Below are 23,293 nucleotides of genomic sequence, written 5' to 3' on the forward strand. Positions count from 1 at the left end.
TGTGTTAACTGAAGAAAGGGTCATGCGGCCAAGGCTCCGTTTTTCTTCCGGGCAGACACCTCGCCATAGCGACCGAATCGTACCCGGTCGGTAGTGGCGTTTATCTGTTGGAAAAACTGCTCGATTGCCAACCGTTGATCGGTGGCATTTTCCAGTGTGTTAAATCCGCGCCGGAAGTCTTCCCCACCGGGCAGGTTTTGCGTGTACCAGCCCAGATGTTTACGCGCGATACGCACTCCCATGAACTCTCCATAGAACTGGTGGAGTTCGGCGAGGTGCTGTTGCACGCAATCGTGGACTTCCGTTACTAACGGCGCTGCGGCTAGCGAGCCGTGCTCGAGGTAATGCAGGGTATCCCGGAAGATCCACGGGTTCCCCTGTGCAGCGCGGCCGATCATGATACCACCCGCGCCGGTGGATTCCAGTACCCGTTTAGCTTTTTCCGGGCTATCCACGTCACCGTTAGCCATAACGGGAATATTGACTGCGGCCACCACCCGGGCGATGGAGTCATACTCGGCGTCGCCGTTGAACTTGTCCGCGCGGGTGCGGCCATGGATGGCCAGGGCCTGGATGCCCGCCGCTTCGGCGATTCGAGCGATCTCCACGGCGTTGCGATGATCGCGATCGGGGCCGGTACGAATCTTCAGGGTTACCGGTACGTCCACAGCAGCGACCACCGCATCCAGGATGCGGGCCACCAGCTCCGGGTCGGCCAGCAGGGCGGAACCTGCGGCGCGTTTGCACACTTTCTTTGCCGGGCAGCCCATATTGATATCAATGATCTGGGCGCCATGATCCACATTGGCGCGGGCCGCGTCGGCCAGCATGGCCGGCTCGCCGCCGGCAATCTGCACCGACACCGGCCCGGGCTCACCACTGTGATCCAGTCGTTGGCGTGACTTTCGAGAGTTCCACAGACGGGTGTCCGAGGTCACCATTTCCGATACCAGCAGGCCGGCACCCAGATCCCGGCACAGACGCCGGAAAGGACGATCCGTGACGCCGGCCATGGGGGCCAGAATCAGCGAATTGGGCAAGGTGTATGGGCCGATTTGCATAGGGGCGGAATGGCATGTGTTTAAGGGGGGCTAATGATAGTGAGCGGCGCGCGGGGATGAAAGGGCGCAGGGTAAAAAATGCGCAATTTCGGGCTCAGGCGGGTGCGGTGGTGTTATCTGAGTGGTTAGTTGCGAGGAGCGAGGTACGAGTCTCGAAAGGCAAAACCGGTTTGGCTTTTCGAGACTCGTACCTCGTTACTCGCTGATCCTGCCGGGGGCGTCTGGCGTCGGCATCGGGTCAGGGCCGCTATCGCTGGCTCACCCGTTCCTTGGCATCCACGGCTGGCAGCAGGCGCAGGTTATAGTTCACCGCCTGCTCGCCCGGATCGACAATTTCCAGGGAGATGTGCAGCGGAGTGTTCACCGGCATGGCCTCCATGTTTGTCAGATCTCCCCGTAGATATTCCGCCGGGCTGAAGCGACGGCTGGCGACGGGATTACCATTGAGGGCGCTGAAGCTCAGTTCCAGTTCTGGAAACGGCTGCGGGTAACGGGCTTCGTTGAACAGGATGGCGTCCACGATCAGGGCGTTGGTGTAGTCGGGATGGCTGCGGACGACCAGATTGGCACCGCGCAGTTTACTGATATCCGTGCGGTTGGGCAGCCGGCAGCCCAGCACGCCGCAGGCCTGTTGGTAGAGGGGGCGCCATTGCGGGGTACGGGCCAGATCATCGAAATTGAAGTAGGCGTATTGTGCTACCAGTACCACCAGGGCCAGGGCTGACAGACCGCCCCATTTGAGCATCCCCGTCCAGTCGTGTTGCTGGCGGAAGGGCGTATCGCGCTCACGTACCGGCTGCGACAATGGGACCGGTTCTTCGGTCAGGTCGTCGCCAAACAGGTCCAGGCCGCCGAACAGGCTGTCATCATCGTCATCCTGTGGCGGTTTGGGGGCCGGTTTTTTCTTGGCCTGTGGCGGTTGTGCCGTGGCTTTCGGCGGGCTGGCCTGGCTGTCCCGGGGGGCAAAACTGGCGGGTTGGCTGGCGGTCTGTTTCGCTGGCGGATCGTCTTCGTTTTCCAGTTCCTTGAGCAGGGCCTCGGCCCAGGCCTCATCCGCATTGTCGTTATGACTGGCGCGGCCAGCGCCCTGCATGTCGGAAAAATCTTCCCCGAGCCCGGAGTCGGCGGCATCTTCATCCAGATTGATGAAGGAGTCGCTCAGCTCCATACCTTCAATGCTGAGGCTGGAGGTGGCCCCGTCATCGTCATCATCGAACGTCTGCCGAGAGTCTTCGCTGGCGTTGCCTGCATTGCTTTCCAGGGCGCCTGCCCAGCGATCGTCGGCGGCGTCCTGTTTGGCCGGGGGGCCATCAATCAGGTAGTCACTGGCCTGAAAAATCTGCAGGCAGGAGCCGCAGCGTACCGCGCCGCGGGCCTGCTTCAGGTGTTCTTCGGTGATCTTGAACTGGGCTGCACAGTGTGGGCAGCGGGTTTTGTATTGGGCGGCCATGGCTTTCGCCTGATTGTTATTGGTGATGAGACGCTAGGCGCTGCACGGACCAGACTATGACGCAGCCACAAATCAGGGCCGTGTGCGCAAATATGTTTTACAGAAAAAGCGGGACAGGCCGCAAGGACCTGTCACTCAGTTTTACGTCGTACTCCGTCGATCCGCACCCAGTCGCCCTGTTGAGTGGTGGGATTCAAATCAAACCAGGGGGCGTAGGCGTTGCGGACGGATTCGGCCTGTTCGGCCAGAATGCCGGACAGGGCCAGGGAGCCCCCCGGGCGACAATAGCTGGCCAGCTGACCGGCCAGCTCCACCAGCGGGCCGGCCAGGATGTTGGCCACAAGTACGTCGCAGCGATAGTCCGCCGGCAGATTTTCCGGCAGGTAGAGTCGGAGTGCGTCGGCGACACCGTTGTTGCGGGCGTTGTCTTCGCTGGCGGTCAGTGCCTGGGGATCGATGTCGGTGCCGGTGGCATTGCCGGCCCCCAGCAGCAGGGCGGCGATGGCCAGCACCCCGGAGCCACACCCGAAATCCAGTACCGCCTTGCCGGTCAGGTCGGCCCGGTCCAGCCATTCCAGACACAGGGCTGTGGTTTCATGGGTGCCGGTGCCGAAGGCCAGCCCCGGATCCAGTTTCAGATTTACCGCCTGGGGATCCGGCGAGGCACTCCAGCTGGGGACGATCCACAGCCGTTCACCAAAGCGCATGGGCGCAAAATCATCCATCCAGGCCCGTTCCCAGACCTGATCATCCAGCGTCTCGTGATGATGGGCCTGGGCCTCCAGCCCCTGTTGTTGCAGGGCAGCGAGGATCAATGCCGGGTCACGGTCCGCATCGAACAGGGCGCTGACCACGGTGTTCTGCCACAGGGGGCGAGCACCGGGCGGTGGCTCGAAGACTGGCTGATCGGCGCCGTCGGTGAGCGTAACCGCGCAGGCGCCCATGTCTTCCAGTGCGGATTGAAAGGCATCCGCATGGGCTTCGGTGGTGGCGAGGTGGAGCTGGAGCCAGGCCATGGTTTCGCTTCGCTCTAGTTGAGAGTTAACAGTTGATAGTTGACAGCTCGCGGGGTGGGCGGTGCTGGGCTTCTAACGCAGAAGGCCGCGCACAGGTGCCGGGCGCGGCCTCCGAGGCTAATGGTAACAGCGAACAGTGATCGCGAGCTATTCGCTGTCAACTGTCAGCTGTCCACTATCAACTGCTTTTATTCCTGTCCCAGCTTTTTCTCGAGGTGGTGAATATCCACGCCGCCGGCAATGAAGGCCTTGTCCCTGAAGATCTTGTTGCGGTGCAGTTCCACATTGGTCTTGATGCCCTCCACCACGATTTCGTCCAGCGCATTCTTCATGCGGGCGAAGGCGATTTCGCGATTTTCTCCCCAGGTGATCAGCTTGCCGATCAGGGAATCGTAGAAGGGGGGTACGGTGTAGCCGCTGTAGATATGGGAGTCCACACGGACGCCGTTGCCACCCGGCGCGTGGAAATAGGTGATCTTGCCGGGGCAGGGGGTGAAGCGGACCGGATCTTCCGCGTTAACACGGACCTCGATGGCATGCCCCTGGAAGGTGATGTCTGACTGTTGCAGCTGCAGGCCTTCGTCGCTGGCGATGCGCAGTTGCTCCTTGACGATGTCGACACCGGTGATCATTTCGGTCACCGGGTGCTCTACCTGTACACGGGTATTCATCTCGATGAAGTAGAACCCTTCATTTTCGTACAGGAATTCGAAGGTGCCGGCACCCCGGTAATTGATTTCCTTGCAGGCGTTGACGCAACGCTCGGCCACTTCATCTTTCAGGTGTTGGGGAATGCCCGGCGCGGGGGCTTCTTCCACCACCTTTTGGTGACGACGTTGCAGGGAACAGTCCCGGTCGCCCAGATGGATGGCATGGCCGGCGCCATCCGCCAGGACCTGGACTTCCACGTGACGGGGTTTCTGCAGGAACTTTTCCATGTAAACGGTGGCGTCACCGAAGGCATTCTTGGCTTCAGAGCGGGTCAGGGTGATGGCATTGAGCAGGTGCTTGGCGTCTTCCACCACGCGCATGCCACGGCCGCCGCCGCCGGCAGCGGCCTTGATGATCACCGGGTAGCCGATCTTCTCGGCCATGGCCAGGGAGGCATCGCCGTCGTCCCCCAGGGGGCCATCGGAGCCGGGCACGGTGGGAACACCGGCTTTCTTCATGGCTTCAATGGCGGCGACCTTGTTGCCCATCAAACGGATGGTCTCCGCCTTGGGGCCGATAAAGGTGAAGCCGGAGCGTTCCACGCTTTCGGCAAAATCCGCATTTTCGGCGAGGAAACCGTAACCCGGGTGAATGGCGTCGGCGTCGGTGACTTCCGCCGCACTGATAATCGCCGGGATGTTCAGGTAGGACTCGGTGGACGAGGCCGGGCCGATGCAGACCGCTTCGTCGGCCAGCCGTACGTGCATCAGATCCCGGTCAGCCTTGGAATAAACCGCCACGGTGCGAATGCCCAGCTCCTTGCAGGCACGCAGGATGCGCAGGGCGATTTCGCCGCGGTTGGCAATGACAACCTTTTCCAGCATGAGATGCCTCCGTTAAACGATGGAGAACAGAGGCTGATCGAATTCAACCGGTTCGCCGTCTTCCACAAGGATGGCATCAATGGTGCCGGACTTGTCCGCTTCGATCTGGTTCATCATCTTCATGGCTTCGACGATGCACAGCACGTCGCCGGCCTGGACCTTCTTGCCCACCTCCACAAAGGAAGACGCACCCGGTGACGGGGAGCGGTAGAAAGTGCCAACCATGGGGGAGCGCACCAGATGACCACTGGGGGTGTTGTCGGCCGGTGCGGGAGTGTCAGCGGCTGGCGCCTGCGCCGGAGCGGGCGCCGGTGCAGGTGCCTGCGGAGCCGCATAGTAGTGCGCGGGCGCCGCAGGGTGACGGGAGCCGCGGCTGATGCGCACGGATTCTTCCCCTTCACAGATCTCCAGCTCTTCGATGCCGGATTCTTCCAGCAGCTCAATCAGTTTCTTGATCTTGCGAATATCCATGTATTAACCATCCAGTTGTTCAAGGGCGGCGGTCAGCGCCAGCGTGTAGCCGGTGGCGCCGAGCCCGCAGATCACGCCCCGGGCAATATCAGAAAAATAGGAGTGATGGCGGAAGCTTTCCCGAGCATGCACATTGGAGAGGTGCACCTCGATAAAGGGGATGTCCACCGCCAGCAGGGCGTCACGCAGGGCCACGCTGGTATGGGTGAAGGCCGCCGGATTGATAATGATGAAGTCGATGCCCTCGGTGCGGGCATCGTGGATCCGTTCAACCAGCTCGTATTCCGCGTTGCTTTGCAGGTGCTGCAAGTGGTGGCCGGCATCGCTGGCCTGGGTCTGCAGTTGCTGGTTGATATCGGCCAGGGTGACATGGCCGTACTTGTCCGGCTCACGGGTGCCGAGCAGATTCAGGTTTGGGCCATGTAAGACCAGAATGGAAGCCAAAACGGGTCCCCCTGGGGAATTTGTCGTTATCTACCGTGAACGTGCAGGAAATGCACCGGTTATCCCGGTGTTTCTGGCACTTGTGCAATACTAGGGGGAAATCATGACAGAAAAAAGGGTTTTACAACATTCGTTACAAGTTGCCGGAAGATGCCGTGCAATCGGTACTGTTTCACGATTTTTGGTTAGGCGGAGCTCCTACGGCAAGGGCATGGGGTCGTGGAGGGGCATCAAAGCCCCGGCATCACCCGTTGGTCCAGATGCTCCAGGAACCTCGCTGGTTTCATTTCCCCCAGTACCCGGGATTCCGGTAGCTCCGTGCCTGCCGGGGTAAAGAACACCAATGCCGGCAGGCCGAGGATGTTGTACTGCTCCATGATGGCCTGGCTGTCGGCGTTAATCTCGGTGATGTCCACCCGATAAAGGTCGAAGTCTTCCATGGCTGCCAGTACCTGGGGATCGCTGAGGGTGGTTTCCTCCAGCACCTTGCAGGCCACGCACCACTCAGCAAAGAAATCCACCAGCACCGGCTTGCCGGCCCGGCGGGAATCGGCCAGGGCCGTGGTGAGATTGTCGCGGCCCAGGATGGTCTGCCAGGGACCGTGGTCGCCGGGAGAGCTGACGGTGTCAGTCACCGGTGCCGGTTGTGTCATCGGCGCCAGGGGTTGCAGTGGGTCGTCGCCACCGCTGAGTGCCCCGACGATCATTACCGAACCATAGAGGGCCAGCACCAGAGCGATACCCCGCTTGAGTCGGGCCATTCCCTCGCCGGCGGATTCCAGGGCGCCGAGCTGCACCCCGTAGATCGCCAGCAGCAGACCGTAAAGGCCCAGGGTAAGGGTGCCGTTGATGATGCGGTCCAGCAGCCAGATGGCGACGCCCAGCATGACCACACCAAAGAAGCGTTTGATTTCTTCCATCCACATGCCGGCCCGGGGCAGCAGGCTGCCGCCGCCGGTACCGAAAATGATCAGCGGCACCCCCATGCCCATGGACAGGGCGAACAGGGAAGCCGCACCGGTCAGGGCATCGCCGCTGGCGGCCACATAGATCAGTGCTCCGGCCAGAATCGGGGTCACACAGGGAGAGACCACCAGGGCGGAGATGGTGCCCATGATGGCGGCACCAAGCAGATTGCCCCGTTGGCTGTCGCCGGGCTGGTGCAGCTTGTTACGCAAGAAAGCAGGCAGTTGCAGCTCGTAGAGACCGAACATGGACAGGGCCAGTAACACGAAGACCACCGTGGAGGTGATGATGGCTGCCGGTTGTTGCAGCAGGACCTGAAGATTCAGGCCGGCGCCAAATACCGCAACCAGCAGCCCGGCCAGGGTATAGGGCACCGCCATGCCCAGCACATAGCTGGTACTGAGCACAAAGCCGCGACTGGCGCTGGGTTCCTTTTCGCCGGCGATGATCCCGGAAAGGATCGGCACCATGGGGAAGACGCAGGGCGTGAACGCCAGTAGCAGGCCGCCCACGAAGAACAGGCCGATGATCAGTCCCAGGGAGCGGTCGGTCATCCACCGGTTGAAGGCGTTGGCGTCTTCGGATTGCAGGGTGCTGAGAAAACCGCCGTCATCATTGCGGGTGCTGGGGGACTCAGCGGGAGTGGCCGCGGTCGCGGCCGGGGACTTTTTTGCCGGTGCCGGATTGGCCAGCGGGATAACCTTCTTGGTGGGCGGATAGCACAGGGTGTCCTCAATACAGCCCTGGTAACGGACTTCCAGCTCGGTGGCCACCAGCGGTACGCTGGCGACCGGCAGGGTCAGGGAAAGCCGGTCGTAGTAAACCTGCACATCCCCGAAAATTTCGTCGGTCTTGTCCTTGCCGGGGGGGAGGGTGTAGTCGGCGAAATCCTCCAGCACATTGCCATTCTGGTCTCGCAAGCTGAAGCCGAAACGGTGCTGGTACAGATAAACGTCGTCGATCAGCTCGAAATCCAGCAGCAGTTGCTGGCTGTCCCAGTCGGCATCGGTTACCAACTGGATGGCTTCATCTACGGTAGGAAGGCGGTCTTCACCGAAAAAATCCTGCGCCAGGGTAGCGGAACATGCCAGCAGCAGTGTCAGGGCGAACCCCAGTCGTAGCCAGGTTTTTTGCATTAGTTACTCCTCAATCCCCAAAAGCAAAAGACGGCATCGTTTCGATGACGGAATGACCGATAAGTTTCAGGGCGGATTATTAACGGTGCCTTAAGATTGCTTTAAGGCATCCGTAGGAAGCTGTGGTCTCAATAACAGGAGAACCTTATGCGCTTTCTACGGGTACTTGTACTGCTGGCCGTTCCCTGGCTGGCCATTGCCCAGCCCCCATTTTCCCCCGAGCTGCAGGCAGACGCAAAAGTCATTTATGTGGACTTCTGGGCCAGCTGGTGCGGGCCGTGTCGGCGTTCCTTTCCCTGGCTCAATCATATGCAGGCCAAATACGGAGAAAAGGGCTTCACCGTGATTGGCGTCAACGTGGATCCCAGCCGGGAAGACGCCCAGTTGTTCCTGGACAAATACCCGGCCACCTTCCCGCTGGTGTACGACCCGGACGGCGAGCTGGCCACCCGTTACGCCCTGCAGGGCATGCCCAGCTCCATCCTGTTGGGTGCCGATGGTGAAGAGCTGTCGCGCCATATCGGCTTCTCCGAAAAGCACAAGGATGACTACGAGCAGGAAATCGTTCGGTTACTGGAGGCAAAACAATGAAAAGGCTGATCAGTCTTGTGGCCGTGATGACGGCCCTGGGTGCCCTTGCCGGGTGCCAGAACTTGGGGGTGCAACCGTGGGAGCGTGATCTGCTGGCCAAGCCGGTGATGACACCGGGGGCGGCAGACGGTCTCGATGATGCGCTGGATGATCACATCTATTTCAGCAAGGAAGCGTCCAGTGGCGGGCGCGGTTTTGGCGGCGGCGGCTGCGGCTGCAACTGAGGGACGAACCATGAAAAAAATGTTAGACGGAAAGAAGATTGGTGCGGGCCTGGCAGCGGCAACGTGTTCCCTGCTGGGGCAACCAGCCATAGCTCAGGATAGCACCGATGCGTGGCAATTTGATTCTGCCGTGCTGTATTACAGTGAGCAGGATAGGGTGACGGCAGTGGAGCCCGTGGTTCGTGCCAAAAAGCAGTTCCAGGACGAGAGTGAACTGGAAATGAAATTGACCCTGGATACACTTACCGGGGCCTCTCATAACGGCGCCATCACTTCTGACAAGCCACAGACCTTTACCTCTCCTTCCGGGAACAGTTCCTATCAAGTGACCAATGAGGTTCCCCTTGATGATGCCTTCAAGGACACCCGGGTAGCCGCCAACATGCAATATACCCGTCCGTTCACCCGCAACCTGCGCTGGACCGGCGGTCTCAACTTTTCCAATGAGTATGACTTTACCTCCCTGGGGCTGAATGCCGGTCTGTTGTGGGACCTGAACAACAAGAACACCACGCTGACGTTTGGGGTGGCCCATGAGGCGGACACCATTGACCCGGTGGGTGGGTCGCCGGTCGGGCTGACTTTCCAGAGTGACGAGGACAAGACCGATGGCAGTGAAGACAAGTCGATCAATGACTTTCTGATCGGCATGACGCAGGTGATCAACCGCCGCTGGATCATGCAGTTGAACTACAACCTGTCCATATCAGATGGGTATCACACCGACCCGTACAAGATTGTCACGGTGGTGGATGCCAACGGCGATCCGCTGGAAGCGGAAAGTTTCGGCGCCAACGATATTGGTGCCGGCGACGCACAGGTTTTCGAGTTGCGACCGGATTCGCGGACCAAGAATGCCTTGTACTGGGAGAACCGTTACCACTTCAACCGGGATGTGCTGGCGGTGGGCTATCGTTTCATGTCCGATGACTGGGGTATCACGTCCCATACCCTGGATGTGAAGTACCGTTTCCAGTTCGATAACGGCTGGTACCTGCAGCCCCATGTGCGCTGGTACGACCAGAGCCAGGCAGACTTCTATAAGGAATCCATTACGGCTTCCGAGCTGACATCACTGCAGAACAGCCAGGGCGAAGTTTCGGCGGATTACCGTTTGGGTAACCTCACGGATACCACCTATGGGTTCAAGGTCGGCAAGGAGTGGGCCAACAACCAGCAGCTGAGCCTGCGGGTGGAGAGCTTCACCCAGAGTGGCGACAGCGATGCCTCGGAACTGGATGCACTCATCACTCAGGTCGGTTATACCTTCTACTGGTAACCGATTTGACGATGGTGGAGCCCGGATGAAGCAGGGCAGAGATGAAATGTACAAGGCCCTTACCCTGGAGCAGGACGGCCCCCTTTGGCGGGGCCGTTTTGTTGCCATGGCCAGCCCCTGTGAATGTCTGGTCAGGGGTGTTGATGAAAGCCTGGCACGTGAGGTGGCGGAGTCTGTGGCTGCGGAAGCCTGGCGCATTGAACACAAGTATTCCCGCTATCGTGACGACAATCTGGTCGCGGCAATCAATGCCGGTGATCAACAATGGGTGACGCTCGACGAGGAGACGGTCAGGTTGCTGGATTTTGCTGACCAGTGCTGGCGTCTCAGTGCTGGCGCCTTTGACATCACCTCCGGGGTTCTGCGTCGCGCCTGGCGGTTTGATGGTTCTGATCAAGTGCCCCAGCCGGAACAGGTGCATGCCCTGTTGCCACTGGTGGGTTGGGACAAGGTGGAGCGGGAGGCCGGCTGTATTCGGTTGCAAAAAGGCATGGAGCTGGATCTGGGCGGTATCGGCAAGGAATATGCCGTGGACAGTGCTTTTCAGCGGGCAGGTAAACTGACTGATGCCGATCTGCTGGTGAACTTCGGCGGTGATCTGGTGGCTCGTGCTGCCACATCTCCCTGGCAGGTGGGTATGGAAGGTACCGCAAGGCCCATGGCCGGCCAGTTACGGTTCACCACCGGGGCACTGGCTACCAGTGGTGACAGCCGGCGTTATCTGCTGCGTAATGGTATTCGATACAGCCATGTGCTGGATCCGCGCAGCGGTTGGCCTGTGGCCGATGCGCCGCGTGCAGTCACTGTGTTTGGGCAGCAATGTACCCAGGCGGGGTTATTGTCCACGCTGGCCTTGCTGCAAGGCCGGGATGCGGAAACCATGCTGCGCGGTGCTGGTGTACAGTACTGGATTCAATGGGGAGATGATGCGGCTGCTACTGGTTGAAGATGATGCGCTGCTGGCGGATGGCCTGCAGCGTGCCCTCCGCGCGGAAGGGTATACCGTCGATCTGGTTGATCGTGGAGACCTGGTCTTGCCTGCGTTGGCTGCAGGCGGGTTTGAGCTGGTGCTGCTTGATTTGGGGTTGCCAGGGCTGGATGGCATGGCTGCATTACGTGCCTTGCGTCAGCAGGACAAACAGATTCCCGTGATCATCATCAGTGCCCGGGATGCGCTTGATGACCGCATTACAGGCCTGGATAGCGGAGCAGACGACTATCTGGTGAAGCCGTTTTCCGCGGTGGAGCTGATTGCCCGTATTCGTGCCCGGCTGCGTCGTCGGGAAGCACCAGGTAGTGAAATACTGACGGTGGGGGATTTGGCGATTGATGCAGCCCGCTTCAGCGTGACCCGTGGTGGAGAGCCGGTCAATCTATCCCGGCGGGAAATGAGCGTGCTGCTGCAACTGGTGCGTCACCGTGGCCGTGTGCTTACCCGTGATCAGCTCGAACAAGGGCTATATGGCTGGAATGAGGATGTGGAGAGCAATGCGCTGGAAGTGCATATCCATCACTTGCGCAAAAAGCTCGGCAGCGGTCTTATCCGCACGGTAAGAGGCGTTGGCTACAGTCTCAGCGGAGATCAGGAATGACTTTCTCCATTCGTCGTTTTCTGGTTGCTTCCATCTTGATGGTGATCCTCGGTGGAGGACTGCTGCTGGGGATTCTTACCTATCGCACGATCTATCATGAACTGGATGAGCAGTACGATGCCGAACTGGTGCAGAGTGCTCACTTGTTGGCGGGTTTCTGGCAGGATGGTCACCCACCGGAGACCTCCCTTTCTGCGCTGGATAGTCAGGAATCCCGCTATCTGCGCTATTTTATCTACCAGCTATGGCAGAGCGGCAAACTGGTTTCTGCCAGTGAAGGCTCTCCCGAATCTCCCCTGGTTGCGCTCAATGAGCGGCCCCATTACGAGGAAATCAAAGGCTGGCACGCCTATTCGTTACCCCTTTCGAATAATCGCTGGCTGATCCTGGCAGAGAGTGACTATGCCCGCCATTCCATGGTGAAAAATGTGGCGGGTTCTCTGCTCGCCCCGTACTTGATCAGTGTGCCTTTCGTGATGTTGCTGGTGTGGCTGGCGATTCGTCTTGGTCTGTCGCCGTTGTCGGATCTTGCCCGCTCGGTGAGCCGCCGATCCACGGATAACCTGACGCCGTTAACGGGGGGCAAGCAGGTACGTGAATTGGAACCGGTGAAAGAGGCGATCAATGCCTTGTTGCAACGCCTGGACGCTGGTATCGAGCGTGAAAAGCGGTTTACTGCAGATGCTGCCCATGAGTTAAGGACCCTGCTGATGGTGCTGCGATTGCACGCTGAGAACGCCCGTTCCCTGTCGGATCCGCAACTACGGGACGAATCCCTGCAAGGGCTGCAGGAAGCGGTAGGGCGCGCTGAGCGAATGCTTGAGCAGTTGCTGGTGCTGGCGCGGCTTGATCCTGCTCAGGGCCCACCTGAGCAGGGTGCCTGTGCAGATATCCTCAGGGTGGCAAGGGATACGTTGGCCTCGCTGGTGCCCCTGGGGGACCGTTTCAACCAGCAGCTTGTGTTGTGTCTGGAGGAATCCCTTCTGGTGGCAATGCCTGAGGAAGCCCTGCAGCTGGTGCTGCGTAACCTGATCGACAACGCCTGCCGCTATGCCTCGCCTGGCGTGATACAGGTGAATGCGGAGCGGCAGGGCCGTCAGGTCTCTATTGAAATCTCAGATAGTGGTGAGGGGTTGAGCGAAGAGCAATGGCAGCGCTATCGGGAACGTTTCAGTCGGGGGCATTCGGATAGCGATGGAGCCGGGCTGGGTTTGTCCATCGTCAATGGTCTGCTCTCTCTTTATGGCGGTAGTCTGACTTACCGTAAACGGTGTGCGCAGACTCCCGCAGCTGCTATCGTGTTACTCCCTGCCGCAACTCAGAAGCCTGGGCTATAGTAGCGGTTCGTCGATCTTGGGAGTGATCATGAGTAACGAGAAATTCACCGAAAAAATGGGCGACGCCATGCTCGACCCCCGTCATAACCGGATCTGGAAGGGCGTTCTCTGGCTACTGGGGTTGTTACTGCTGGTGGACGTGCTGCTGAGCTGGTACTGGAGTCAGGAACCGGAGCTGCGTGAATTGCCCAGCCGTGACAATGCGGTTGCCGGTGAAACCATTGCCCGGGAGCTGATTTTCGTTGCGGACACCTTGCTGTCCAAACCGGGGGGTTATCTCAGTAATGACATACTCCCGCATCGTCTTTGGATGGATAATATGCCGTCCTGGGAATACGGTGTTCTGGTTCAAGTCCGTGATTTCACCCGGGTGCTGCGTCGTGACATGAGCCGCTCCCAGTCCCAGAGCCAGGAAGACCGGGATCTGGCCATTGCCGAGCCCCAGTTCAATTTTGACGCGCAAAGCTGGGCCATGCCGGCCACAGAAAGCGAATATCGCCGGGGTATCAAGGCGCTGCAGCGTTATCTGGAGCGTCTCACCGATGCCAACGAAGGGGACGGTACCTTCTATGCCCGGGCCGATAACCTCAACTACTGGCTCAACGAAGTGCAGAGCCGGCTGGGTTCTCTCAGTTTGAAACTGAGCCAGAGTGTGGGGCGCAGTGAGCTGAATATGGATGTGGGCAGTGCCGAGTCCGTTGCCAAACCCGGCAATGAAGAAGACTTTGTGAAAACGCCCTGGTTGAAGATTGACGATGCATTTTATGAAGCGCGTGGAGCGACCTGGGCCCTGACGCAGCTGATGCGTGCCGCCGAGGTGGATTTCGCCGAAGTGCTCCGTAAAAAGAATGCCACTGTCAGCTTCCGGCAAATGGTCCGGGAACTGGAAGCCACCCAGGAAACCCTGTGGAGCCCGTTGATTCTCAACGGCGACGGCTTCGGCATGCTGGCCAACCATTCCCTGGTCATGGCCAACTATGTGACCCGCGCCAATGCGGCCCTGGTGGATCTGCGGAAACTGTTGCAGGAAGGGTAAAAAGGCAATTAATAGTTAACAGTTAGTAATTAATAGTTGCGCGCTCTGCGTCAGCTTTTACTCCAAGCAAAGAGGCCGCGCCCACAGGTTGGGCGCGGCCTCTTGCGTTTCAGACAAAACAAATCCTGTCCGCAGCGTTATTAATTATTCATTATTAATTATGTTTACGCCGCATTCTTTTCCTTCACTTGCGGCAGGCTGGCGCGCCATTTTTCGATCAGGGCGCTGTTGTCGTCTTCCCAGGGATGGAAACCGGGTTTCAGGTAACTGAACCAGGCGGGGATGACGCTGCTGATGACGCCACGGTAGCCGAAGCCTTTCCACAGGCCCTTGGCCAGGGTCAGGGGCTGGCGGTGGATGCCGTCGCGTTTGAGCATTTGCCAGGTGAAGTAGGAGGTGAAGCCCACCAGGTAAGCAGAGCCGGACAGGAAGGTGCGCTGCCGCTCCAGATAGTTGTCGCTCACGTCCTTGTAGAGGTCGTAGGCCACGGCCTTGTGCTCGGTTTCCTCAATGGCATGCCAGACCCACAGGTTGCGCACCGAGGGATGCATTTTTTCCACCAGGTCCGGGCGACGCAGAATGGCATCGGCGAGAATCGCGGTGATGTGCTCCAGACCGGCCGTGGCTGCCAGCTGCTGCTGCTGGCTCATGTACTTGCGGGCGCCGGCCAGCAGTTTGCGGGTTACCGCCAGAGCATGATTGACGATATCGTCGTATTGGCCGTCGGCAATAAGATCATTGAAGGCCTGATGCTCCAGGGAGTGCATGGCTTCCTGGCCGATAAAACCGGAGATGTCTTTCTGGCGGTCCGGGCCTTTTGCCTGGTCGCGCAGGGCGCGAACGGAATCCACGAAGAAACGTTCGCCATCCGGGAAGGTCAGCGACATCACGTTCAACACATGGGTGAGCACCGGGTCATTGTCGAACCAGTAGGGCTGGTCTTCCAGACCCTCGAAGGTGAACCCCATGCGACGAGGGGTGATGCTGATAGCCGGTGTTTTCCGTTTTTTGATCAGTCGTAGCTTCATTGGTGTCTCCTCAAGATGTCATTGCTGACATCAGTCAATGACATCTACTATGCGAGGTCTTGCAGTCAAGGTCTTGTCGTGGAGGGCCAACAAATGGTGAGTTCGGGCCGTCCCTGGGGAAATGCCGGCATACCGGGTATTTATGTGGTGTTGCTCTATGATGTGCTGGCGGGCATGGGGCTGGATGCCCCGTCCCTGCTGGCAGGACTGGGAGTGAGCCGCGATGAGCTGCTGGCCCCGGACCGGCGGGTATCCATGTCCCTGGCCCAGACGGTGGCCGAGCGGGGGGTGGCCATGGTGGGAGAGCAGGGGCTGGGATTCCGCTATGCCCGGGCCATGAGCATTACCCTGCACGGCCCGGTGGGTCTACTGGCCCTGTCCAGCGCCAGCGCCCAGGATGCGCTGGATGCCGCGTGCCGGTTTCTGGGGCTGCGAGCTCCGTTTCTGGTCATTGACCAGACCCGCCAGGGAGAGCTTGCCCATCTGCAGCTACGCAGTACGGCAACCCTGGGCGTGGCCCATGATTTTGTTGTCGAAGCCATGCTGGTGGGCCTCGTGTTCATGATCGAGCAGTTGCTGGATGCGCCCCCGCAGGGCCTGGAGATTCGCCGCCGGGGGCCGGCGCCTGCCTATCTGTCGACCCTGAAACAGGAAGTGGGGGTGCCGGTGTTGTTCGACCAGGGTGAGGATGCCCTGGTTTTTCCCCAGTCAGCGCTGGCGGCCCGGCCTCGCTTGGCGGATCCCCAGGTGGCGGCCCTGGCTCGGGAGCAATGCGAGCTGGAATTCCGTCAGTGGCGTACCGAGGAGGATGGTGTCATGGCCGAGCGTATCCGCAGTGCTCTCCAGGATCGTCCCGCGCCGTTACCCTCCCTGGAGACCATGGCAGAAAAACTGTCGGTGTCCCCCCGCACTCTCAAACGCCACCTGCAACAGTCCGGACTCAGCTATCGCCAGCTCCAGGACGAGGAGCGTTATCGGCAGGCACAACGTCTGCTGGCCAAGCCGGATAACAGCATCAGCGAGGTGGCCTATACGCTGGGGTACAGCGATGTGGCCAACTTTTCCAAGGCGTTCAAGCGCTGGAGTGGGGCGACGCCACGGGCGTACCGGGAGCAGAGATAGGAGTAAGCTTTAAGCTGCAAGCTACAAGGCGCGGGGAAGGCCTGGAGATGGGTGCTCTGCCGTGCCCGCGCATGGAGATCTGCCATGGAAATCAAGGCATCTGAAAAAGAAAAGGCCGCGCCCTGTTGAAGGGGCGCGGCCTCTTAGCTTTCTGCTTGCCGCGAAACTATCTCGCGTTGCAGCTTGAAGCTTGTGGCTTGCAGCTCGCCTTACGCTTTTTCGTAGGCTTCCACAGACTTCAGGATCTCGGCCTTGGCGGCTTCGGCGCCGTCCCAGCCATCGACCTTCACCCACTTGCCCGCTTCCAGCTCTTTGTAGTGCTCGAAGAAGTGCTTGATCTGAGCCAGCAGCAGCTCGGGCAGATCGTTGATGTCTTTCACGTTGTCGTAGATCTTGGTCAGCTTGGTGTGCGGCACGGCAACCAGCTTGGCATCTTTGCCCGCTTCGTCAGTCATGTTCAGGATGCCGACCGGGCGACAACGGATCACGGAACCGGGAACCACCGGGTACGGGGTTACAACCAGCACGTCCAGCGGGTCGCCGTCTTCAGACAGGGTGTTGGGGATGTAGCCGTAGTTGGCCGGATAGAACATGGGGGTTGCCATGAAACGGTCGACGAATACGGCGTTGCTGTCTTTATCGATCTCGTACTTGATCGGGTCAGCATTGGCCGGGATCTCGATGGCCACGTAAATGTCTTCCGGAATCTCTTTACCGGCGGGAACCTTAGCAAAATCCATGGTCTGTCCTTCTCAAACAGGGTTGGTGGTGGGCGCGGATTATAGCAATGCAGGGCGGCTCCGGCTAATGGCGCAAGGGCGTAACCCGGAGGGTGAGAAGAAAGGCTTTATGGTCAATGAGTTAGGGAGCCCGGGGCGGGGCTCCCCGGGCGTCTTGCAATGTTATTGGGCGGCTTCCCAGCCGGGGTAGTTGCCTTCCAGCAGGCGGACTTTCTTGAAACCTGCGTCCTCCAGCAGGGTGGCGGCGGCGCTGGCGCGGCGGCCGGACACGCAGTACAGCACGATTTCCTGCTTGCGGTATTGCTTGAGCATGTCCAGGTGCTGGTCCATCTGTTTGGCCGGTACCATGATGGCGCCGGGAATATGGCCGGCCAGGTATTCATCCTCATTTCGTACATCAATGATGATGGGCGCGCGATCGGCCTGCATGGCCTGTTTGAGCTCGTTGACGCTGATGCTGTCGGCAGCCCACAACGGGGTGCCAAGGACACTGAGCACTACAAGTAGAACCAGGTTGATACGTTTCATGACGTTGACTCCTGTCGGGTTTGCCATTCCTGCAACTCTTGTCACAGCCTGCCCGCACCTCTCACCATCCGGGGAATCGAGGGCTTGGCCGTGGGATGGGAAACACTTGCCGGGCGCGGCTGGCACGTTCATACACGAACGTCTGGTTTAGACAACGCGTCGAGGCTTTTGCTCACGGGGTCTCCATTTATTTCTGACGCTACCACCGCGAGGCTGCGGAGAACAGTCAACCGGTGCACGTCCGTGACTTTTGACGTGTAAACGGCACAATATCCGCCATCTGTATTCTGCCAGCCGGCCCCAAGGAGCGCGTGCCATGTCTGTTCATGAAATCACTCACCCTCTGGTCAAACACAAGCTGGGTCTGCTGCGTCAGCAGAGTCTGAGCACCCGCAGCTTTCGCCAGCTTACCGCGGAAGTGGGTAGCCTGCTGACCTACGAGGCCACCAGTGATCTGGAGTTGGAGGATTATCAGGTGGACACCTGGATGGGACCGGCGCCGGCCCAGCGCATCAAGGGCAAGAAAGTGACGGTGGTGCCCATCCTTCGTGCCGGTATCGGCATGCTCGATGGGGTGCTGGAGCTGATTCCCAGCGCCAAGGTCAGCGTCGTGGGGGTCTATCGCAATGAAGACACCCTGGAACCGGTGGCCTACTTTGAAAAGCTGGCCCACGACATTGATGAACGTCTGGCGCTGGTGGTGGACCCCATGCTGGCGACGGGGGGCTCCCTGGTGGCCTGTATCGACATGCTGAAAAAGGCGGGTTGCCAACAGATCCGTGCCCTGGTGCTGGTGGCGGCGCCGGAGGGCATTGGGAGGGTCCGGGCTGCGCATCCGGACGTGGACATCTACACCGCCTCGGTGGATCAGGGGCTCAACGACGATGGCTATATCGTGCCCGGCCTGGGAGATGCCGGGGACAAGATCTTCGGGACTCGCTAGCCCTTCCCGCTGGAGCCTTGCGAGCAAGACTCCAGGGATCACTACCGTCATTGGTGTTCGCGGCCTTAAAGGAGCCATCGGCATGCAACAGCCCGGATTCTGGAACTGGAAAATTATCCTTATTGGTGCGCAGATGCTGTTCGTGGCCTTCGGCGCCATGGTGCTGATGCCGTTGCTCACCGGGCTGGACCCCAGCGTGGCCCTGTTCACCGCCGGTCTGGGTACGTTGTTGTTTCAGTGGATTACCCGCCGATCGGTGCCGGTGTTCCTGGCCTCCTCCTTTGTATTTGTGGCGCCTATTGCCCATGGGGTCGCACAGTGGGGCGTGTCCGCCACCATGGGCGCGCTGTTGTGCACCGCCGTGGTCTATGTGGTGCTGGGCGGGCTGGTCAAATGGCGTGGCCCGGGTTTCTTGCATCGTCTGATGCCGCCGGTGGTCACTGGCCCCATCATCATGGTGATTGGATTGAGTCTGGCGCCCACGGCGGTGAACTTTGCCATGGGTATGACCGGCAATGGCGCCGAGCGGCTCTTCCCCTACGGCGAGGCACTACTGGTGTCCATGGTGGCCCTGCTTGCCACTATGCTGGTGGCGACCCTGGGGCGGGGACTATTCCGCCTATTGCCCATTCTTTGTGGTGTGGTCAGTGGGTACCTGGCAGCCCTGCTGATGGGGATGGTGGATTTCTCGGCGGTGGAAGAGGCGGGCTGGTTGGCCATGCCGGACTTTGTGGCGCCCAGTTTTCAATGGCAGGCGATCCTGTTCATGGTGCCGGTGGCCCTGGCCCCGGCCATCGAACACGTGGGGGATGTCCTGGCGATCAGCAGCGTCACCGGCAAGGATTACATCCGTAAACCCGGCCTGCATCGCACTCTGACCGGTGACGGTATTGCCAGCATGGCGGCGGCCCTGTTCGGTGGTCCGCCCAATACCACCTATTCGGAAGTTACCGGGGCGGTGATGCTGACCAAAGTGTTCAATCCGGTGGTGATGACCTGGACCGCATTGTTTGCCATCAGCCTGGCCTTTATCGGCAAATTCGGATTGCTGTTGCAAAGCATCCCCACGCCAGTGATGGGGGGCATCCTGATTCTCATGTTCGGCTCCATCGCCAGTGTGGGCATGAGTACCCTGATCAAGGCCCGGGTGGACCTTAACGCCCAACGCAACCTGGTCATTGTGGCAGTGACACTGATCTTTGGTATTGGTGGCATGGTGATGGGCAATGGTGATTTCACTTTGCAGGGGATCAGCCTGTGCGGACTGGTGGCAGTGATTCTGAACCAGGTTCTGCCGGATCACACCGGCACAGAGGAAGATCTGGGTGAGGAGCATGCCTGCAAGGAGAACTGGTCAGAGCAGCGCAAGGACAGTCATTAACTGGTACATCCGTGCCTTTATTGAGGCGTTATTCTCTTTTTCTTAAGCAAATGCTTTTCAGGATAAAAAGTTCTTTGCTTATTATTTTGCAAAATGATCTGAGCAAAATAATTTTTAAGCTATATTTTTGTAAAATTACATCTTTGTAACTGTTTCTGTCATTTTAATTGCGCATGGTTTGTTCCTGATGAACCAAGGAAGCTGTCAAAAGGGAACAGACTATGAAACTTAATCGTCTTGTGTTGCCGGCCGTTGTCGCCGCTCTTGCCACCGGCTGTGCCAGCAATCAGACCGTTCAGGACACTGCCGAATATCAGTCGTTGCAAAGTCAACAGCAGCAGCTGGAGCAGGAAAACCAGCAGTTGCGCGCAGCGCTGAACTCCAGCCAACAGCAGCCCGCCCCAGCGCCGGCACCGTCAGAATCCGGTAATCAGCTACTTCCCCCCAATGCCAAGCCAGGCCATTGCTACGCACGGGTTGTGATTCCGGAAACCTACAAGACCGAAATGCAGCGGGTCATGGTGTCTCAGGAAGACAGCAAGATCACCACCACTCCCGCTCGCTATGAAACCGTTCAAGAGCGAGTGCTTGTCAGTGAAGCCTACGACAAGCTGAAAGTGATTCCTGCCACTTACAAGACAGTGACCGAGAAGGTGCTGGTGAAAGAGGCGACCACCAAGTTGATCACCAAGCCGGCGGAATATAAAACCGTCACTGAGCAGGTGTTGGTAAAGCCCGCTTACACTACCTGGAAGAAAGGCCGTGGCCCCATCGAGAAAATCGATGATTCCACCGGTGAAATCATGTGTCTCGTGGAAGTGCCGGCGGAATACAAGACCGTTAGCCGTAAGGAACTGGTACAACCCGAGCGTACCGAGGAAGTGAAAATTCCTGCGGTGTACAAGACCGTCACCAAGAAAGTGGTGGATCAGCCTGCGCGCACTGAAAAAGTCACCGTGCCAGCGGTTTACAAGACCATTGATGTGGTCAAGCAGGTAGAACCGCCGAAAGAGAAGAAAACCATTATCCCCGCCGTCTACAAGGAAGTGCCCAAGCAGGTCAAGGTGACCGACGCGGATCTGGAATGGCGCGAAATTCTTTGTGAAACCAATACCACCCAGGATGTGGTCCGCCGCCTTCAGAAAGCACTGGAAGACAAGGGCTACGACCCGGTATGGATTGATGGTGTCTATGGTCCGAAGACCCGCGCCGCCGTGGTCGCTTACCAGAAGGACAACGATTTGGCCTCCGGCCAGTTGACCATGCAGACGCTGGAGCACCTGGGCGTGGAATTGTAACGCGCTGCTCCTTTCTGGTATTCAGGGCCGGCTTTTGCCGGCCTTTTTTATGTGTGCTCAGACTTGGCGTTAATAGCGAAGATACCCCGGTATTTCGCAGATGTTTCTGGCCAGAGATTAAACGGTCTGTCGCAACACCGGTGAGGTTTGGTCAGGCCGGTCATGCCCCAACCAGCCCAAGTCTCCCTTTATCCCTGATGTTGGTTTATCGGGTGGCACAGGCGCCGGCTTGATTGCCCTCGCGCAGCTGGCCCAGAACCTGGCCCGCAGTGAGGGTAAGAAAGGCACGTATCGGCAGTCCTGCTTCGCGCAAGCGCCTGGCGGTCCAGGTGTTGCAGGTATTGCTGAACCAGAAGGTGTCATTGGAAGGGAAGAAACGGCTATCGCCGTACAGACCCGGGTCGCCGGCGGGTAACCGCCCCTGCTCATCCAGTTGGAAATACCCGGCCAGACTCTCCTGTAACTGGCCGAGTTGCTCGGCACTCAGGCACAGTGGCTGCAAATCTGTATGGGGCAACAGTTCCGGATGTCGCTCCAGTCCTACCACGTGCATTGCCGATCGGGTTGGCCACAGCATGGCCCGAACCCGTAGCCACCAGCTGTCATCCTGCCGATAAAAGGCATCATCCCCCCAGCCGAACTCGTAGAAAGACGGCTCACTGAAGTGCGGTTCAAGAAACCCCAGGGCAGGGGAGAGCCGGTCTGCCGGAAAGGCAATACCGGTATGCCACCGGTGGCGTACCACCAGCACCGTCACGTCATCGGCCAGAGCCTGAGCCGGCAACGCCAATACCACCGTAAGAGAGATCGCCCATAAACGCATCATGGCTACAGTGTACCAAGCCATCGAGTCTCGCCGTGATATGTATTCGGTCCCATCAAGCATGCGGATTTGCCGACTTTCCTGTTTGAACTATCTGTTTTTTGTTTTTATAGAACTGCAGCGTGGCTGGCACGATAATTCGCGTCGATACGTTGATGAAGCATATGCGCAGTCTGCTGTGATGGTGTGGTAGCCGGTTGGAATAGACCGTTTGCCAAGACGGCGAGGCCACCGTCGGCCAGATGTCATATTTGCGCCAGCAGGGTACGGGCAATTTGCATTAAAAGCAGGACAATCTCTGGACAGAGCGGCTTGGAGGTAATCTGTGATCAGCGGACTTGCCTGGCGCAAGTCTTTCCCTGTTCGCATCCCGGTCGAGTACACTATCCAGCCAAGACCAACCCGACCCACAGATCCAGCCATGCCCCATTCCCATCCCATCGGTATTTTCGACTCCGGTATCGGCGGCCTGTCCGTGGCCGCGAAAGTCCGGGAGCTGTTGCCCGCCGACGATATCCTCTATGTGGCCGACTCCCGCCATGCGCCCTATGGCGACAAGTCCGATGCTTTCATTCTGGAGCGGATGAACACGGTGACGGATTTCCTGCTGGGGCAGGGGACCAAGGCGGTGGTGGTGGCCTGCAATACGGCGACCACCTCCGCCATTGCACAGCTACGGGCCTCCTGGTCGGTGCCGATTATCGGCGTGGAGCCAGGGGTCAAGCCGGCGGTGCTGGCCACCCGCAGTGGGGTGGTGGGGGTGCTGGCCACGCCCAGAACCCTGCAGACCCATTCCTTCAGTGCTCTGGCGGCCCGGTTTTCCAGCACCGTGAGTATTGCGGTGCAGCCCTGTCCGGACCTGGTGGGCCAGATCGAGGCGTTGCGTTTTGATGACGACAGGACCTTGGCACTGCTGAATCGCTATATCGCACCGCTGCTGGAGAAGGGCGCAGATACCATCGTGCTGGGCTGTACCCATTACAACTACCTGGCCGACCGCATTGCGCAGGTGGCAGGGCCCGGGGTGCAGATCGTCAGCACCGAGTCGGCGGTGGCCCGGGAAGTGGTGCGGCGGTTGGCGTGCGAGAGGCTGCTGGCGGAATCCGGGAAAACCGGGGATGAGGCGTTTTACACCAGCGGCGAACTGGCGGTGTTTGCCCGACAGATCGACTGCTTGTGGGGGCCTGGGAAGGCGGTTTATTCGTTGTAGGGGCGAAGCGTCTCGCTAAAAAACGTGATGGCTGTGTCGAAAGCGCCAAGGGCAGTTCGATAAGGTGATGACAGCACGCATG

The 23,293-nt window shown here is 59.1% G+C and carries 23 protein-coding genes; 12 read left to right on the forward strand and 11 right to left on the reverse strand.

What is annotated here, in order from left to right; all coding sequences use genetic code 11:
• Positions 1-20: 20 nt before the first annotated feature.
• The 7 genes from dusB to dsbD form a co-directional block, all read right to left on the reverse strand.
• Positions 21-1,061 carry a tRNA dihydrouridine synthase DusB gene (gene dusB / locus C4S63_RS10680; RefSeq protein ID WP_063508533.1) on the reverse strand — a complete coding sequence of 347 codons (1,041 nt, stop codon included), beginning with the start codon at positions 1,059-1,061 and terminating at the stop codon, positions 21-23.
• 247 nt (positions 1,062-1,308) lie between these two features.
• Complete coding sequence (locus tag C4S63_RS10685; RefSeq protein ID WP_103917541.1) at positions 1,309-2,511, reverse strand: zinc-ribbon and DUF3426 domain-containing protein; 1,203 nt, start codon at positions 2,509-2,511, stop codon at positions 1,309-1,311.
• 131 nt (positions 2,512-2,642) lie between these two features.
• Entirely contained in the window at positions 2,643-3,527 is an 885-nt protein-coding gene (gene prmA, locus C4S63_RS10690; RefSeq protein ID WP_103917542.1) for a 50S ribosomal protein L11 methyltransferase, read from the reverse strand.
• Positions 3,528-3,715: 188 nt separating this feature from the next.
• The gene (gene accC, locus C4S63_RS10695; protein ID WP_103917543.1) at positions 3,716-5,062 is read right to left on the reverse strand and encodes an acetyl-CoA carboxylase biotin carboxylase subunit; all 1,347 of its coding nucleotides are present in this window, start codon (positions 5,060-5,062) and stop codon (positions 3,716-3,718) included.
• Positions 5,063-5,074: 12 nt separating this feature from the next.
• Positions 5,075-5,533, reverse strand: a complete 459-nt coding sequence (accB, locus tag C4S63_RS10700; protein ID WP_103917544.1) for an acetyl-CoA carboxylase biotin carboxyl carrier protein — start codon at positions 5,531-5,533, stop codon at positions 5,075-5,077.
• Positions 5,534-5,536: 3 nt separating this feature from the next.
• Positions 5,537-5,977 carry a type II 3-dehydroquinate dehydratase gene (gene aroQ / locus C4S63_RS10705; protein WP_062815932.1) on the reverse strand — a complete coding sequence of 147 codons (441 nt, stop codon included), beginning with the start codon at positions 5,975-5,977 and terminating at the stop codon, positions 5,537-5,539.
• A gap of 230 nt (positions 5,978-6,207) precedes the next feature.
• A complete protein-coding gene (gene dsbD / locus C4S63_RS10710) occupies positions 6,208-8,079 on the reverse strand; it encodes a protein-disulfide reductase DsbD (RefSeq protein WP_103917545.1) in 1,872 nt (623 codons plus the stop codon).
• Between the two features lie 147 nt (positions 8,080-8,226).
• Here dsbD and C4S63_RS10715 point away from each other — a divergent pair, with 147 nt between their 5' ends.
• Genes C4S63_RS10715 through C4S63_RS10745 form a run of 7 tightly spaced genes read left to right on the forward strand, consistent with a single transcriptional unit; the run spans position 8,227 to position 14,138 of the window.
• The gene (locus C4S63_RS10715; RefSeq protein WP_063508528.1) at positions 8,227-8,670 is read left to right on the forward strand and encodes a TlpA disulfide reductase family protein; all 444 of its coding nucleotides are present in this window, start codon (positions 8,227-8,229) and stop codon (positions 8,668-8,670) included.
• Complete coding sequence (locus C4S63_RS10720) at positions 8,667-8,894, forward strand: DUF4266 domain-containing protein (RefSeq protein ID WP_063508527.1); 228 nt, start codon at positions 8,667-8,669, stop codon at positions 8,892-8,894. The genes C4S63_RS10715 and C4S63_RS10720 overlap by 4 nt, the downstream gene beginning before the upstream one ends.
• 10 nt (positions 8,895-8,904) lie before the next feature.
• Complete coding sequence (locus C4S63_RS10725) at positions 8,905-10,173, forward strand: DUF3570 domain-containing protein (protein WP_234999989.1); 1,269 nt, start codon at positions 8,905-8,907, stop codon at positions 10,171-10,173.
• Positions 10,174-10,198: 25 nt separating this feature from the next.
• Positions 10,199-11,119: an FAD:protein FMN transferase gene (locus C4S63_RS10730; protein WP_234999990.1), complete on the forward strand. Its 921-nt coding sequence runs from the start codon at positions 10,199-10,201 to the stop codon at positions 11,117-11,119.
• Positions 11,100-11,765 carry a response regulator gene (locus tag C4S63_RS10735; protein WP_103917547.1) on the forward strand — a complete coding sequence of 222 codons (666 nt, stop codon included), beginning with the start codon at positions 11,100-11,102 and terminating at the stop codon, positions 11,763-11,765. Before C4S63_RS10730 ends, C4S63_RS10735 begins: the two co-directional genes overlap by 20 nt.
• Positions 11,762-13,102 (forward strand): ATP-binding protein, encoded by a 1,341-nt coding sequence (locus tag C4S63_RS10740; protein ID WP_103917548.1) that lies wholly within the window; start codon positions 11,762-11,764, stop codon positions 13,100-13,102. Before C4S63_RS10735 ends, C4S63_RS10740 begins: the two co-directional genes overlap by 4 nt.
• A 28-nt stretch (positions 13,103-13,130) precedes the next feature.
• Entirely contained in the window at positions 13,131-14,138 is a 1,008-nt protein-coding gene (locus C4S63_RS10745) for a DUF2333 family protein (RefSeq protein WP_103917549.1), read from the forward strand.
• A gap of 164 nt (positions 14,139-14,302) precedes the next feature.
• Here C4S63_RS10745 and C4S63_RS10750 read toward each other — a convergent pair whose 3' ends face one another.
• Positions 14,303-15,166 carry a metal-dependent hydrolase gene (locus C4S63_RS10750; RefSeq protein ID WP_062815935.1) on the reverse strand — a complete coding sequence of 288 codons (864 nt, stop codon included), beginning with the start codon at positions 15,164-15,166 and terminating at the stop codon, positions 14,303-14,305.
• 93 nt (positions 15,167-15,259) lie between these two features.
• On the opposite strand from C4S63_RS10750, the gene C4S63_RS10755 reads away from it, so the two are divergent.
• Entirely contained in the window at positions 15,260-16,288 is a 1,029-nt protein-coding gene (locus C4S63_RS10755) for an AraC family transcriptional regulator (RefSeq protein ID WP_103917550.1), read from the forward strand.
• A gap of 209 nt (positions 16,289-16,497) precedes the next feature.
• On the opposite strand, the gene ppa is transcribed toward C4S63_RS10755, so the two are convergent.
• Together ppa and C4S63_RS10765 are read right to left on the reverse strand one after the other, a co-directional pair.
• A complete protein-coding gene (gene ppa / locus C4S63_RS10760; RefSeq protein ID WP_062815937.1) occupies positions 16,498-17,028 on the reverse strand; it encodes an inorganic diphosphatase in 531 nt (176 codons plus the stop codon).
• 162 nt (positions 17,029-17,190) lie between these two features.
• Positions 17,191-17,556: a rhodanese-like domain-containing protein gene (locus C4S63_RS10765; RefSeq protein WP_103917551.1), complete on the reverse strand. Its 366-nt coding sequence runs from the start codon at positions 17,554-17,556 to the stop codon at positions 17,191-17,193.
• Between the two features lie 316 nt (positions 17,557-17,872).
• On the opposite strand from C4S63_RS10765, the gene upp reads away from it, so the two are divergent.
• From upp to C4S63_RS10780, 3 genes are all read left to right on the forward strand, one after another.
• Complete coding sequence (gene upp / locus C4S63_RS10770) at positions 17,873-18,499, forward strand: uracil phosphoribosyltransferase (RefSeq protein WP_103917552.1); 627 nt, start codon at positions 17,873-17,875, stop codon at positions 18,497-18,499.
• Positions 18,500-18,581: 82 nt separating this feature from the next.
• Positions 18,582-19,880 carry a uracil-xanthine permease family protein gene (locus C4S63_RS10775; protein WP_234999991.1) on the forward strand — a complete coding sequence of 433 codons (1,299 nt, stop codon included), beginning with the start codon at positions 18,582-18,584 and terminating at the stop codon, positions 19,878-19,880.
• Between the two features lie 221 nt (positions 19,881-20,101).
• Positions 20,102-21,178: a peptidoglycan-binding domain-containing protein gene (locus C4S63_RS10780; RefSeq protein ID WP_103917553.1), complete on the forward strand. Its 1,077-nt coding sequence runs from the start codon at positions 20,102-20,104 to the stop codon at positions 21,176-21,178.
• A 205-nt stretch (positions 21,179-21,383) separates the two neighbouring features.
• Here C4S63_RS10780 and C4S63_RS10785 read toward each other — a convergent pair whose 3' ends face one another.
• Positions 21,384-22,025, reverse strand: coding sequence for a DUF2459 domain-containing protein (locus C4S63_RS10785; protein WP_160052756.1), 642 nt, complete (start codon positions 22,023-22,025; stop codon positions 21,384-21,386).
• Positions 22,026-22,422: 397 nt separating this feature from the next.
• Here C4S63_RS10785 and murI point away from each other — a divergent pair, with 397 nt between their 5' ends.
• Complete coding sequence (murI, locus tag C4S63_RS10790) at positions 22,423-23,211, forward strand: glutamate racemase (RefSeq protein WP_103917555.1); 789 nt, start codon at positions 22,423-22,425, stop codon at positions 23,209-23,211.
• Positions 23,212-23,293 lie beyond the last annotated feature (82 nt).

Source organism: Alcanivorax sp. DSM 26293 (assembly GCF_900107995.1).
GTDB lineage: Bacteria > Pseudomonadota > Gammaproteobacteria > Pseudomonadales > Alcanivoracaceae > Alcanivorax.

Excerpts from the sequence above, each read along its gene's own strand:
- dusB (WP_063508533.1), bottom strand. The coding sequence starts at position 1,061 with ATGCAAATCGGCCCATACACCTTGCCCAATTCGCTGATTCTGGCCCCC.
- C4S63_RS10685 (WP_103917541.1), bottom strand. The coding sequence starts at position 2,511 with ATGGCCGCCCAATACAAAACCCGCTGCCCACACTGTGCAGCCCAGTTC.
- prmA (WP_103917542.1), bottom strand. The coding sequence starts at position 3,527 with ATGGCCTGGCTCCAGCTCCACCTCGCCACCACCGAAGCCCATGCGGAT.
- accC (WP_103917543.1), bottom strand. The coding sequence starts at position 5,062 with ATGCTGGAAAAGGTTGTCATTGCCAACCGCGGCGAAATCGCCCTGCGC.
- accB (WP_103917544.1), bottom strand. The coding sequence starts at position 5,533 with ATGGATATTCGCAAGATCAAGAAACTGATTGAGCTGCTGGAAGAATCC.
- dsbD (WP_103917545.1), bottom strand. The coding sequence starts at position 8,079 with ATGCAAAAAACCTGGCTACGACTGGGGTTCGCCCTGACACTGCTGCTG.
- C4S63_RS10715 (WP_063508528.1), top strand. The coding sequence starts at position 8,227 with ATGCGCTTTCTACGGGTACTTGTACTGCTGGCCGTTCCCTGGCTGGCC.
- C4S63_RS10720 (WP_063508527.1), top strand. The coding sequence starts at position 8,667 with ATGAAAAGGCTGATCAGTCTTGTGGCCGTGATGACGGCCCTGGGTGCC.
- C4S63_RS10725 (WP_234999989.1), top strand. The coding sequence starts at position 8,905 with ATGAAAAAAATGTTAGACGGAAAGAAGATTGGTGCGGGCCTGGCAGCG.
- C4S63_RS10730 (WP_234999990.1), top strand. The coding sequence starts at position 10,199 with ATGAAGCAGGGCAGAGATGAAATGTACAAGGCCCTTACCCTGGAGCAG.
- C4S63_RS10735 (WP_103917547.1), top strand. The coding sequence starts at position 11,100 with ATGCGGCTGCTACTGGTTGAAGATGATGCGCTGCTGGCGGATGGCCTG.
- C4S63_RS10740 (WP_103917548.1), top strand. The coding sequence starts at position 11,762 with ATGACTTTCTCCATTCGTCGTTTTCTGGTTGCTTCCATCTTGATGGTG.
- C4S63_RS10745 (WP_103917549.1), top strand. The coding sequence starts at position 13,131 with ATGAGTAACGAGAAATTCACCGAAAAAATGGGCGACGCCATGCTCGAC.
- C4S63_RS10750 (WP_062815935.1), bottom strand. The coding sequence starts at position 15,166 with ATGAAGCTACGACTGATCAAAAAACGGAAAACACCGGCTATCAGCATC.
- C4S63_RS10755 (WP_103917550.1), top strand. The coding sequence starts at position 15,260 with ATGGTGAGTTCGGGCCGTCCCTGGGGAAATGCCGGCATACCGGGTATT.
- ppa (WP_062815937.1), bottom strand. The coding sequence starts at position 17,028 with ATGGATTTTGCTAAGGTTCCCGCCGGTAAAGAGATTCCGGAAGACATT.
- C4S63_RS10765 (WP_103917551.1), bottom strand. The coding sequence starts at position 17,556 with ATGAAACGTATCAACCTGGTTCTACTTGTAGTGCTCAGTGTCCTTGGC.
- upp (WP_103917552.1), top strand. The coding sequence starts at position 17,873 with ATGTCTGTTCATGAAATCACTCACCCTCTGGTCAAACACAAGCTGGGT.
- C4S63_RS10775 (WP_234999991.1), top strand. The coding sequence starts at position 18,582 with ATGCAACAGCCCGGATTCTGGAACTGGAAAATTATCCTTATTGGTGCG.
- C4S63_RS10780 (WP_103917553.1), top strand. The coding sequence starts at position 20,102 with ATGAAACTTAATCGTCTTGTGTTGCCGGCCGTTGTCGCCGCTCTTGCC.
- C4S63_RS10785 (WP_160052756.1), bottom strand. The coding sequence starts at position 22,025 with ATGGCTTGGTACACTGTAGCCATGATGCGTTTATGGGCGATCTCTCTT.
- murI (WP_103917555.1), top strand. The coding sequence starts at position 22,423 with ATGCCCCATTCCCATCCCATCGGTATTTTCGACTCCGGTATCGGCGGC.